The following is a 12,625-nucleotide window of genomic DNA, read 5'->3' on the forward strand; positions in this document are numbered from 1 at the left end:
TTCTTGAATCCGATACAATAATGTAGAACCGCCCCTATATTCTTAACAAGAGAAGGTGTTTTATTTGTCGCAAAATGAGCAGCCGTGTGCGATTTACGGCGGTCAAGCCGTGATCGAAGGAGTTATGTTCGGTGGACAGAGCGTGAATGTGACGGCCGTTCGCCGTAAAGATAATTCGATCCACTTTTTGGAAGTACCCAAAACCGAAATCGGCTGGGTTCAAATGCTGAAGAAAATTCCTTTGATCCGCGGCATTGTCGGAATTATCGAAGCCAGTGCCAAAGGGGCCCAGCATCTGAATTTCTCGGCGGAAACGTTCGCGGAAGGCGAAGAAAGCGAGCAGGACAAGGCCGTCGAGCAGAAAGAGTCGGTTGCAGGCAAAATTTCAATGATTTTGGGTGTGGCCGTCGTAGGGATTCTGTCATTTCTGTTCGGGAAATTCGTCTTTACCCTGATTCCTCCTATCATTGAGCAGCTGCTGTTCTCCAAGCTGTTTGCGAACCAGATCGGGCACAATCTGCTTGAAGGACTTATCAAAATTATTTTGCTGGTAGGTTACATCTACTTCATCTCGCTCACGCCGATGATCAAGCGGCTGTTCCAGTACCACGGCGCCGAGCACAAGGTGATCAGCGCTTACGAAGCGGGCGTCGAGCTGACCGTAGCCAACGTGCAGAAGTTCAGCACGCTGCATTACCGCTGCGGCAGCAGCTTTATCGTATTTACCGTATTGGTCGGGGTTGTCGTCTACTCCTTCTTCCAATATGACACGTTTATCGAACGTATCATCCAGCGGCTCATTCTGCTGCCTCTCGTCATCGGTCTTTCCTATGAAGTGCTCCGGTTTACCAACAGCCTCCGCGAGGTTCCCGTGCTGCGCTACCTTGGATACCCCGGGCTTTGGCTGCAAATGCTAACGACCAAGCAGCCCGACGACGCTATGGTGGAAGTATCCATCGCCTCGTTTAACCGGATGAGAGAGCTTGACCAGCAAGCAAGGGCATAAATCAGGATTCAAAGGAGGGACTGCTTCTGATGAAAAAGAGATATTCTGCCGCAACGTATATCATACTGGGACTCGCGTTGATCGGCGTCGCCTCCAAAGCGCTGACGCTGATCATTCCTATCCTGGTATTCGGGGTCATCTTCCTGCTTTACAAATTCCCGCCCAGCACTTGGAGAAAACCCGGCTCCTCCGGGCGAGACAGCAGTTCCGCCAGCTCCAGCTCCCGCACGCAGGGAAAACGGACGCGCAACGCAACGTTCCGGGTCATTGACGGAAACAAAGGGAGTTCGGACGAACCTCCCAAATATCATTAAAACGAAAGACGGCGAACGCATCGCCGTCTTTTTTTGCATGCTATCGGATAACCGTGTGCCGCGGACGCAGCACATGCTGCATGTATTTGTGCTTGTAATCGGACAGCTTCCATTTGTTCAGGAACAGCTCTCCCGCCTTGTCTCCCGCCTCGAACAGCTTCAAGCTCTCCTCATTGGTGATATGAAAATCGGTGTTGCTGACGCCGAGCGTCGGAATCTTGATCGTTCTGAATCGGTTCACCTCCTCGATATACCGATCATCATGGGCATCAAGCATCGTCGAGAATAAAGCCCGGAACATCGAGATCGGAACCGTAAATCTGGTTCGGCTTGCCGCTGCCGCGCCCGACCAGCTGAAAGCCGATAGTGGGAATCATCTGATCCAGCGCAGACATATTGTCCTGGTCGAATAACCAAAGCGGAAAATTACTTAGCAGCCCGCCATCTACTATATAGACGAATTGGTCTATAAATTTCTCTTTTGGACGCCGTTTGTCGGCGGATTTGCGGAGAATGACCGGATCAAAAAAGTACGGAATACTCGTGCTCATCCGGACCGCCTTGGCAATCGGAAACTGCAGCGGATTGATGCCATACTGAATAATGTCGTCCGGCAGCACGAGAAGCTTGCGCTGTGTAATGTCGGATGCGACAATGCGCAGCTGATTCAGCTTCAGGTCGCCGAAAGTGCGGATCCCTTTAGCCAGCAGCAGCTGCTGCATCCAATATTCCAGCGCTTCGCCGGAATACAGGCCCTTTTTCAGAAACAACCGCAAGGAAGGGCCGATAATTTTCGTGTCGAACACCTTCGAGCGCTGCAGAAAAGCGCTGAAGGGGGTTTCCATTATCACCCGCTTCATTTCCTCGGCCGTATATCCTGCAGCAACCAGAGAGGCTACAATGGCCCCTGACGAAGTTCCGGCTACCTGATGGAAGCTCAAGCCTCTGCGCTCGGCAGCCTGCACCGCACCTGTCAAGGCAATCCCTTTGACCCCTCCGCCTTCGAATACCGCGTTTATTTTCATACAAACCACTCCCCGCCCCCACAAGAATCCGGCGAACCGAATGCATCTATTCCTCCGAAATGTATGCGGCTAGTGCCTGTTCGTATGCGATAATAAATGTCGATTATTTAGAGCTCACAGGTAGAGCAAGCCTCCCGAGACGGTACGGATAAGGAGCGCGAAATAAAAAAGCATCCGACAATAAAGTCGAATGCCTGGGATCAAGCTTCATCCATCTCTTTCTTGAGCTTCATCAGCTCTTCAGTACGAGACGGATCGCGCCGGAAATATTCAATTAACGTCTCGATGCAGGTAATCGAATCCCAGCTCAAATGATGCTCGATCCCTTCTACATCCTGATAAATCGTATCTTCAGAGACGCCGATCAGCGTCAAAAATTGCTCAAGCAGCTGATGGCGGTCTACCAGCCGTTTTCCCATCTTTTGCCCTTTCGAGGTCAACACCAAGCCGCGATACTTTTCATAAATAAGGTAATTATCTTTATCCAGCTTCTGGATCATCTTGGTAACGGAGGATGGATGCACCTCTAAGCCTTCGGCGATATCGGACACGCGGGCGTATCCCTTCTCATCGATCAGCTTGTAAATCCGCTCCAGATAATCCTCCATACTTGGCGTAGCCATTCCGCTTTCCTCCCGAACATCATCAAAAACCTTGATATGTATTTCATCCGCCATATAAGATCCTAAGAATCAAGCGCAGGCAGCTGTTTAACTATTTTCCACGTGTGAACCGAAGCGCATCGGCGCACAATAGGGTCATTATAAGCGCCTTTTACTATATCACAGTCAACAGAACCGTTGCAAGTATAACGCCCAAAAGCGCACCATGACCTTACAGGAGGCCGTATATGCCTATTGAAACGCTAGACCCGCCGCTGCGCCAAACTGCAGTCTTCGTTCCCGAGCTCGTTTATTTTGAACCGGATGCGCTGAATTATCCCAAGGGCCAAAAAATTTTGGAATGGGCCAAGCAGCAGGGACTTCCCATTCATATGACAACCTCCCATAACCGGATTACGAATCTCCCGGGCGAAAGCGATCTGGAGAAGTACCGTATCGCCAAGCGGACGCTTGTGGTCGGGATCCGAAAGACGCTGAAGTTCGATACGTCGAAGCCGTCCGCTGAATATGCGATACCTATTGCAACGGGATGCATGGCGCACTGCCATTATTGCTATCTTCAAACGACGCTGGGGGCCAAGCCTTATATTCGAGTCTACGTTAACACCGACGATATTATGAAAGCGGCCAAGCAGTATATCGAGGAGCGGGCGCCAGAAATCACAAGGTTCGAGGCGGCCTGTACGTCGGATCCGGTAGGGCTGGAGCATATCAGCGGCTCCCTGCAGGAGCTGATTGAATTTATGGGAAAAGAGCCGCTGGGACGCCTAAGGTTCGTCACCAAGTTTCATCACGTAGAACCGCTGCTTCATCTTCAGCATAACAAGCATACCCGGTTCCGTTTCAGCGTCAATGCGGATTATGTGATCAAAAATTTCGAGCCTGCGACCTCCAGCTTTTATGAGCGGATTACCGCCGCGGGCAAAGTGGCGCAAGCCGGATACCCGCTCGGCTTTATTATCGCTCCGATCATATGGCACGAAGGCTGGGAGGACGGCTATCAGGAGCTGCTGGTCAAATTAAAAGAGGCGCTCCCGGAGGAAGCCGCCTCTGATTTAACGTTCGAATTGATCCAGCACCGGTTTACGAAAACCGCTAAAACCGTTATCCAGCAGCGATATCCGAAGACCAAGCTCGAGCTGGACGAAACAAAGCGCAAGTATAAATGGGGCCGCTGGGGACAAGGCAAGTATGTATACCCGGACGAACAAGCCACCGCGCTGCGCGAATTCATTACCGAGCAAATTTTTGACAAGTTTCCTCAGGCGAATATAGATTATTTTACCTGATCAAGCTATACCGCTTCGCACTTTACTAAAACTTCAGCCAGTCGGGGGTGATCTGGTTCAGCCAGATCGTAATTTTCGTCATCCGGTCGGTATACAACAGGATGGCCATGACGATCATCAAGCCCCCGCCTATTTTCATAATGCGCGAGGAATAACGTAAGATCCACCGGGTCGAGCCGATAAAGAAAGCGAGCACGAAGAAAGGAAGGGCAAAGCCTAACGAATAGGCGCTGATCAACGGAAACCACGAGTCGGGATTCGTCGTGGCCAAAGCCAGTATCGCCGATAAAATCGGCCCGATGCATGGGGACCAGCCTGCCGCAAAGCCCATACCGATCAGAACCGAGCCAATGTACCCCGCAGGTTTCAGTCTCCATTGAAATTTCCGCTCCCTCATCAGCCAGTTAGGCTGAAAAATACCGAGCAGGAATAAGCCCATAACAAAAATAAGAATGGCCGCAATTTGCCGAAGCAAATCTTTATAATCGATAAAAAGATTGGAAACGAGACCGGCTCCCCAGCCCAAGCTGTAAAAAATAATCGAAAAGCCTACGATAAAGCAAAGCGTATGTAAAATGGTTCGGGTGCGGACGCCATTGTCCGCCTCACCGCTTTTGAGCTGACTTACCGAAATGCCGGTAATATAAGATAAGTAGGATGGATACAGCGGCAGGCAGCACGGAGAAATAAACGATGCAATCCCCGCCCACAAGGCGATCCATGAATTGACTTCCATCTCTTTTCTCAACCTCCTGACTACAAACGTAAACCCCGCTTAACGAACAAGCTGATAATTAACAATCCGATCAAAAAGAGCACGATCGTCGCACCCGGTGCCAAATCCCATGTGCCCGCGGCTACCAGTCCGCCAACGACGGATACCTCGGAGAACAGCACCGCCCAGAATACCGAATTGCGGAAGCTTTTGGCAATCAGCAGGCTGCATGCGACCGGAATCGTTAACAGCGAGGAGACCAGGAGCGCACCGACAATTTTAATCGCCACTGTAATGACAAGCGCGGTCAGCATGGTAATCATAATGTTATAAAATCGAAGCGGAAGCCCGCTGACTCCTGCGGCATCCTCATCGAAGAACATCAGGAACAGCTCCTTGTAATTGAAGGCAATGACGCCGACAACCAGTACCGTAACGCCCAGCACCACCCACAGGTCGGTGTTGTCCAGCGTATAGATGCTACCGAAGAAGTAGCTCATCACATTGATGTTAAACCCTTTGCCGAGCGTAAAAAGAAGTGTCGCCAGCGCCACGCCCCCTGACATAATGATGGCGATCGACAGCTCTGCATAAGTCTTGTACGCTCTGCGCAGCCACTCGATGCCGAAGGAGGCCAGCAGGGCAAAAATAAGTCCTACCCCGATCGGGTACACGTGCAGCAAAAAGCCCAGCGCAATGCCGGCGATCGATACGTGGGCCAACGTATCTCCGATCATCGACAGCCTCCGCAGCACGAGGAACACCCCCATTAAAGGGGCTGTCAGCCCGATCAGCAGGCCGCCCAGCAGCGCCCGCTGAAAAAAATACTCCGTAAAAATATCCACCTGATTTCGCTCCTAGTCCTAGCTTAATACCTCGATTTGTTCTCTGAGCTGCTGCATCGAATGCGTCAAATTCGTCTCTATGCAGTTTTCCGGCTCATGCGTATGCTTCACATAAAAGGAAAGCGTGCCGCTCTTTTGGACCGGTTCGGGTCCAATATACGATTGTACCATATCCATGTCATGGGATACCATTATGAACGTGATATGGTGATGCTGGTGCATATGGCGGATCATCCGGAAGAAGCCGGCCTGCGTCTCCGCATCGATGCCGACGGTAGGCTCGTCCAGGATCAGCAGCTCCGGATTGTTAATCAGCGCCCGGGCCAGAAAGACGCGCTGCTGCTGCCCGCCGGACAGCTGGCCGATCCGGCGGTCGGCCAAATCCTCGATGCGCATCACATAGAGCGCTTCCTCGCATTTTTGCTGATCGGCTTTGGTCATCCGGCGGAACATCCGTTTCTTACCGTAAAGACCGGACAGCACGACTTCGCGCACAGTAGCCGGAAACAGCGGATTAAAAGCGTTCTTCTGCGGCACATAGCCGATCCGTTCCCAATCCTTGAACGAAGATACCGGCTGTCCGAATAAACGGATCTCGCCTTGGGACGGCTTCAGCAGGCCGACAATCATTTTGAGCAGCGTCGTTTTCCCCGCCCCGTTCGAGCCGATCAAGCCGACAAAATCCCGCTCCAAAATATTGAAGCTGAGATGCTCAATCACTTGTTTATTTTCGTAGAAAAAAAAGACGTCATCGATAGAGACTACGCTCTGATGACATCCTGCATTCGCCTTAGGATTCATAATGTAAGCTCCTTCTCGCAGGTTCTTACTCTATTGTAATGCTTTTATTAAATTATTCAAATTACTTTCCATCAAAGAGAGATAATCGGCCCCTGCCTTCGCCTGTTCATCCGTCAAGCCCTCGACCGGATTCAAGACGAGCGTCTCAACCTGGGCATCCTTCGCCAGCGTTTTGGCCAGCCGGTCCGAAACCAGCTCTTCAAAGAAAATATATTTGATCTGATTCGAACGGATAAATTCGTTTATCTCCTTCAAATCCTTGGAAGTCGGCTCCGAATCCGGGGACAGGCCCAGAATAGGCATTTGCGTCAGCCCGTATGCCTTGGCCAGGTAACCGAACGACTGATGGGTTACGACGATCTGCTTCTTGGGCAGCTTCGACAGCGTGTCTTTGTACTTGGCGTCCAGCTGGTCGAGCTGACCTGCCAGCTTAGCGTAGTTCGCCTCGTAATCGGATTGGTGAGCGGTATCCAATGCGACAAGCTGGTCTTTGATATGCTTGGCCATGGTCTTCGCGTTAACCGGACTCAGCCATACATGCGGATCGTATTCCGATTCGTCATGCGAATGCCCTTTGGCGTCCGTTTTCTCTTCCTGATGATTGTGCTCTTCCTCCGCCGCTGCCAGCAGCGGAACGTCTTTGCTTGCCTCAACGACGGCCAACTTGGAATCCTTAGGCAGACTGTTGAGCGTATCGTGCACCCAGCCCTCAAAACCGGCTCCAAGGTATACGAACATCTGCGCCTTGGACAAATTCTGAATATCGCGGCTCTTCGGAGACCAGTCATGCGGCTCTACGCCGGTAGGGATCAGGTTAATCACGTTGACGTGATCGCCGCCGATTTTTTGCGTGAAATCATACAGCGGATAAAAGCTCGCGACCACATTCACTTTATCGCTGACTAATGCAGACTGCGGTTTGGAGCAAGCTGACACGAATACGGAAAGCATAAGCAGCAGCCCCAGCAAAAGTACCGCCTGTCTGTTACGAAAAATCATCGAACAAAACACTCCTTCAATATGTAAATCGTAATTTTTTTAAATAACAACAGGATTGATTATACGGCGCTCTTTACCGCATTGTCAACAATTAATAATATTTACGATTAATAGAAGAAGGTTCGTCCAAACAAAAACAGCCCCGGAGCGGGCCTGTTCGCCCGGCCGGGGCATTTTCAGCAGCAAGCTGCCCTGCTGGGAGCTGTCTATAACAATTAAATCTACTACTCTACGCGAATCGCCTGCACTTGAGCTTGGATACAAAGCTCAGCCGCCTTGAACGCATGCTCCTGCGTCATCGCATTCTCTGTGCGGTTGATGCAGTCGAGGATCAGCTGGCCGAAGAACGGGTAGCCGACTTGGCCGCGAAGCGAGAAGTGCTTCTCCCCTTCCTGGTTCACCAGGTACAACTGGTCACCCTGCGGGTCGCGGGCGATATCAATGTACTTCCGGATTTCGATGTATCCTTCCGTACCGAGGATCGTCATCCGGCCGTCTCCCCATGTACCGAGGCCATCCGGTGTCAGCCAGTCGACGCGGAAATAGTTCGTCGCTCCGTTGTCCGCTACGAGGGTAGCGTCGCCGAAATCCTCCAGCTCCGGATAATCCTTGCTATTATAGTTAGCCACTTTACTGTGAAGCACCTTCGCATCCTTGGCACCGGTGAAGAACAGGAACTGCTCGATCTGATGGCTGCCGATATCGCACAAAATGCCGCCGTAATTTTCAAATTTGAAGAACCAGTCCGGACGGGACGGCGCATTCAAACGGTGCGGCCCGAAGCCGATCACCTGTACCACCCGGCCGATCGCTCCCTGTTCAATCAATTGTCCGGCAAAAACGGCACTCTCTACGTGCAGACGCTCGCTGTAATACACCATGTACTTTTTACCGGTTTCCTTCACTTTCGCTCTGGCCTGTTCCAGCTGCTCCAGCGTGGTGAACGGAGTTTTGTCCGTGAAATAGTCTTTGCCATGGTCCATAACGCGAAGCCCCAGCGCCGCGCGCTCCGAAGGAACCGCCGCTCCGGCGACCAAACGGATAGACGGATCGTTCAGGATTTCCTCTTCCGAAGCTGCTGCTTTGGCTTGCGGGAACTTCTTGACGAAAGCCTCTACCTTCGCCGGGTCCAGGATCGTACACCGCTACAAGGTCTGCTCCCGCTTCAACCAGACCGTTGCACATGCCGTAAATATGGCCGTGGTCCAGAGCGATAGCCGCGAAAGCAAATTCAGCTTTGGCAACGACCGGATTCGGTTTGCCTTGCGGAGCGTAATTCATGCCGTCTTTGGTTTGCATAATGGATGATGCCTCCTGGTAATGGAATGGTATTTATAGTTTGCAATTGTTCACGTGAACAATCCTCATTTTACCACAGATCCGTTCGGAAGTGCATCAGAAATTGTAGCTAACGTTAGTTGGTCGCCGTGCGATGCCGCAAGAATCATCCCTTGGGATAATTCGCCGCGCAGCTTGACCGGCTTCAGGTTCGTCACGCAGATGACCTTGCGGCCGACCATTTGCTCCGGCGTATAAAATTTGGCGATGCCGGAGACGACCTGCCGCTGCTCCGTGCCCAAATCCAGCTGCAGCTTCAGCAGCTTGTCGGCGCCCTTCACCGGCTCCGCGGCAATCACCTCCGCTACCCGCAGCTCCACCTTGAAGAAATCGTCGATCGAGATTTCCTGTACGCCCTCGGCGGCCGCCGGTGCCTTCTCTTTCTTCGCCGCCGCTTCCGGCGCCGCAGCCGTCGTCGAAGCCGGAGCGTTCGCGCCCATCGCTTCCGCAATGGCGGCCACTTCCTTGTCAGCCTCGAGACGAGGGAACATTACTTCGCCCTTCACGACGCGGGTTCCGGCCGGAAGCGTGCCGAACTTGTGGATCGTGTCCCAAGCGGTCAGCTCCCCGGCTTCGATGCCGAGCTGCTGCCACATTTTGCGCGGGGTCAGGGTGAGGAACGGCTGCAGCATAACCGAAGCGATCCGCAGCGATTCCGCCAGGCAGTACAGCACGGAGCCCAATACCCGGCGCTTGCTCTCGTCCTTGACCAGAGCCCATGGCTGGGTTTCGTCGATATACTTGTTCGTGCGGCTGATCATCTGCCAGATGGAGCTTAGCGCTACGGAGAACTCCATACCCTCCATCGCTTCTTCGACCTTGTGAGCCGTCGTATGAATGGTGTCAAGCAGACTGCCGTCGAACTCGGTGGCGCCTTGAAGGTAGGCGGGAATGTCGCCGTTAAAATATTTGTCGATCATAACGACCGTCCGGCTGAGCAGGTTGCCGAGGTCGTTGGCCAGATCATAGTTGATCCGCTCCACGAAGCTTTCCGGCGTAAACGTACCGTCAGAGCCGAAGGGCACCTCGCGCAGCAGGTAATAACGAAGCGCGTCCAGGCCGTAACGGTCGATCAAGGTAACCGGGTCGACGACGTTGCCCTTCGATTTGGACATTTTGCCGTCTTTCATCAGCAGCCAGCCATGGCCGAACACTTTTTTCGGTAAAGGCAGACCGAGAGCCATCAGCATGATCGGCCAATAGATCGTATGAAAGCGGACGATTTCCTTGCCCACCAGGTGAACGTCTGCAGGCCAGAACGTTTGAAACTTGCTGTCGTCGCCGCTGCCGTAGCCCAGTGCCGTGATGTAGTTCGACAAAGCGTCGATCCATACGTAGATGACATGCTTCGGATCGTTCGGCACCTTGATGCCCCAGTCGAATGTCGCACGGGACACGGCAAGATCCTCCAGACCGGGCTTGATGAAATTGTTGATCATTTCATTTTTGCGCGACTCCGGCTGAATGAAATCCGGATTATCTTCATAGTATTGAAGCAGCCGGTCGGCATATTTGCTCATCCGGAAGAAATAGCTTTCTTCCTTCAATAATTCTACAGGACGTCCGCAGTCCGGGCAGTTGCCGTTGACAAGCTTATTTTCCAGGAAGAATGACTCGCAGGGCGTACAATACCAGCCTTCGTACGTACCCAAATAAATGTCGTCCTGCTCGATCAGACGGGCGAAAATTTTCTCTACCGACTGTTTGTGGCGCGGCTCGGTCGTACGGATAAAGTCATCGTAGGAAATATCCAGCTTGCTCCACAGCTCCTTGATCCCGCTGACGATACCGTCTACGAACTGCTGGGGAGTGACGCCCTTCTCCTGGGCCTTGCGCTCGATTTTCTGTCCGTGCTCGTCGGTTCCCGTCAAATACAGGACGTTGTAGCCGCGAAGACGCTTGTAGCGGGCCATCGCGTCGCCGGCCACCGTAGTATAGGCATGGCCGATGTGGAGCTTATCGCTCGGATAATAAATCGGCGTAGTGAGGTAAAACGACGGCTGCTTGGTTTGGTCTGTCATCATGGACTCCTCCTTCATATTGAAAAACATTGCACCCAAAAGATAAACGGCTGCCGGCGCGCTCCGGTACAGTGAACGGAATTTGAAGGTCTCGCTGCCTGGGAAGCCGGACCCAGGTGCCCTAGTAAACGCAAAAAAAGCCCTGTCCATCTTGGGACGAGAGCTTGTGCTCACGCGGTACCACCCAACTTCCCCCTTCTTCCCGTCAAGGAAGTCAAGGCTCAGCAGTCGATTGCGACTTTCCGTTAACGCCGGAACAGCGACGACGGCTCACATAGAAATCAGCTTGCCGTCATTTCCTCCCGGACCATCTTCCTCTACCTTCCGTCAACCGGTTCTCAGCCGCCCGGCTCTCTGTATGACCTTGTGTAAAGTACTCATCCGTTCATAGGGAAATTGGTTATTCATTTAACGCAAATATAGCGAAAAGCAGGCATGTCTGTCAAGTTACAGCAGCGGATTCGCCAAAAGAAGCGGTTAAACGTCAAAATGCGACCCGTCTACTGGTTGTCCTCGGTTTGTGCCGGCGGCACATAATCGATGCCGCCCGGATGAAACGGGTGGCATTTGCAGATGCGTTTGACCACCAGCCAGGAGCCTCTGCCCGGGCCGTGCAGCTCCAGCGCCTCCAGCGCATAGGCGGAGCAGGTCGGGTAAAACCGGCAGGTCGGCGGCTTCAGCGGGGAAATAAATTTGCGGTAAAATAAAATGCAAGCGCGCAGCATGGTCTTCATCCTGTTTCGCCCCCGAAAGGATTACATGGCGGCCGGATCGCCGCTTGTTCTATGTATGATGACGAGAAACGCCTTGAAAGTCAAGTCCGCTGCAGCGGATGAAGCTCTAGTCCGGCCTGCACCAATTGCAGCAGCGCTTCCTTGCGCTCCGGCGGGCATGCGATCAAAAAAGGCTCCGGGTTCATCCCGGTAAAAGGCGTGCCGTCAAAGTTCACCACTACGCAGCCCGCTTCTTTGACCAGCAGAAGACCGGAATACAAGTCGTCCCCTTCGGAATTGTACAGGACAACGCCGTCAATGGTGCTCCGGGCGAGCATGGCCCACTGTAATGTCGGCGCCCATAAACGCATCAGTCGCTTCGTATTCGCCTCGATATGTCTCCTCAATAGTCCGGCCCGAGGATCGTGCTGAACCTGATGCCCCTGAATCCAGCCGAGCGTCAGCTTCCCGGGATTCAGTCTGGCTTCGATATGGAGCGCCTTTCCGTTGCGAAAGGCGCCCTGCCCTTTTCTGGCTATGTACACTTGATCCTGCGCCGTATCATAGATGACTCCGAGCACAGGCTCGTTGCGGTAGATCAACGTCAGGGACACACCGAATACCGGCAGGCCGATAGCAAAATTGTTCGTCCCGTCCAGCGGATCGACCAGCCACAGCCAATCTCCCTTCACCCCGGACCAGCCGGACTCCTCGCTGCGAATCTGGTGATCCGGAAAGACGCTCCGCAGCTGTGTCAGGATAGCCTGCTCCGCTTCCAGATCCGCTTCGGTCAGCAGGTCGCCGGAGGCATCTTTTTCCCGGACGGTAAAGCCGCTATGAAACAATCTCAAAGCCGCGGCTCCCGCCTCCCTGGCGGCCTCCACCGCCACTTGCTCCGCTAATGCGACTACGTTCTGCTCCATCGCCCTGTTTCCC

The 12,625-nt window shown here is 53.0% G+C and carries 11 protein-coding genes and 2 pseudogenes; 3 read left to right on the plus strand and 10 right to left on the minus strand.

All coding sequences use genetic code 11. From position 1 onward, the window contains the following. Window positions 1-124 precede the first annotated feature (124 nt). The gene (locus ACHHV8_RS20760) at window positions 125-1,006 is read left to right on the plus strand and encodes a DUF1385 domain-containing protein (protein WP_395163576.1); all 882 of its coding nucleotides are present in this window, start codon (window positions 125-127) and stop codon (window positions 1,004-1,006) included. Window positions 1,007-1,035: 29 nt separating this feature from the next. Continuing rightward, window positions 1,036-1,320 carry a hypothetical protein gene (locus tag ACHHV8_RS20765; protein WP_395161170.1) on the plus strand — a complete coding sequence of 95 codons (285 nt, stop codon included), beginning with the start codon at window positions 1,036-1,038 and terminating at the stop codon, window positions 1,318-1,320. A 40-nt stretch (window positions 1,321-1,360) separates the two neighbouring features. Here ACHHV8_RS20765 and ACHHV8_RS20770 read toward each other — a convergent pair. Then, window positions 1,361-2,345: pseudogene (locus tag ACHHV8_RS20770) on the minus strand (patatin-like phospholipase family protein). Between the two features lie 200 nt (window positions 2,346-2,545). After that, window positions 2,546-2,968 carry a transcriptional regulator MntR gene (gene mntR / locus ACHHV8_RS20775; RefSeq protein WP_395161172.1) on the minus strand — a complete coding sequence of 141 codons (423 nt, stop codon included), beginning with the start codon at window positions 2,966-2,968 and terminating at the stop codon, window positions 2,546-2,548. Between the two features lie 227 nt (window positions 2,969-3,195). Here mntR and splB point away from each other — a divergent pair, with 227 nt between their 5' ends. Continuing rightward, complete coding sequence (gene splB, locus ACHHV8_RS20780) at window positions 3,196-4,257, plus strand: spore photoproduct lyase (RefSeq protein WP_395161174.1); 1,062 nt, start codon at window positions 3,196-3,198, stop codon at window positions 4,255-4,257. Window positions 4,258-4,282: 25 nt separating this feature from the next. On the opposite strand, the gene ACHHV8_RS20785 is transcribed toward splB, so the two are convergent. From ACHHV8_RS20785 to ACHHV8_RS20820, 8 genes and pseudogenes are all read right to left on the minus strand, one after another. Then, the gene (locus ACHHV8_RS20785) at window positions 4,283-4,993 is read right to left on the minus strand and encodes a cytochrome c biogenesis CcdA family protein (RefSeq protein WP_395161176.1); all 711 of its coding nucleotides are present in this window, start codon (window positions 4,991-4,993) and stop codon (window positions 4,283-4,285) included. A 20-nt stretch (window positions 4,994-5,013) separates the two neighbouring features. Next, window positions 5,014-5,817, minus strand: coding sequence for a metal ABC transporter permease (locus ACHHV8_RS20790; protein WP_395161178.1), 804 nt, complete (start codon window positions 5,815-5,817; stop codon window positions 5,014-5,016). A gap of 18 nt (window positions 5,818-5,835) precedes the next feature. Further along, a complete protein-coding gene (locus ACHHV8_RS20795) occupies window positions 5,836-6,618 on the minus strand; it encodes a metal ABC transporter ATP-binding protein (RefSeq protein WP_395161180.1) in 783 nt (260 codons plus the stop codon). A gap of 30 nt (window positions 6,619-6,648) precedes the next feature. Then, window positions 6,649-7,617: a metal ABC transporter substrate-binding protein gene (locus ACHHV8_RS20800; RefSeq protein ID WP_395161182.1), complete on the minus strand. Its 969-nt coding sequence runs from the start codon at window positions 7,615-7,617 to the stop codon at window positions 6,649-6,651. Window positions 7,618-7,841: 224 nt separating this feature from the next. Next, window positions 7,842-8,916: pseudogene (locus ACHHV8_RS20805) on the minus strand (Gfo/Idh/MocA family protein). A gap of 65 nt (window positions 8,917-8,981) precedes the next feature. After that, window positions 8,982-10,979: a methionine--tRNA ligase gene (gene metG / locus ACHHV8_RS20810; RefSeq protein ID WP_395161184.1), complete on the minus strand. Its 1,998-nt coding sequence runs from the start codon at window positions 10,977-10,979 to the stop codon at window positions 8,982-8,984. Window positions 10,980-11,476: 497 nt separating this feature from the next. After that, complete coding sequence (gene yidD, locus ACHHV8_RS20815) at window positions 11,477-11,710, minus strand: membrane protein insertion efficiency factor YidD (RefSeq protein WP_395161186.1); 234 nt, start codon at window positions 11,708-11,710, stop codon at window positions 11,477-11,479. An 80-nt stretch (window positions 11,711-11,790) separates the two neighbouring features. Next, window positions 11,791-12,612 carry an inositol monophosphatase family protein gene (locus tag ACHHV8_RS20820; RefSeq protein WP_395161188.1) on the minus strand — a complete coding sequence of 274 codons (822 nt, stop codon included), beginning with the start codon at window positions 12,610-12,612 and terminating at the stop codon, window positions 11,791-11,793. Window positions 12,613-12,625 lie beyond the last annotated feature (13 nt).

It is taken from the genome of Paenibacillus sp. TAB_01 (genome assembly GCF_043945595.1).
GTDB lineage: Bacteria > Bacillota > Bacilli > Paenibacillales > NBRC-103111 > Paenibacillus_S.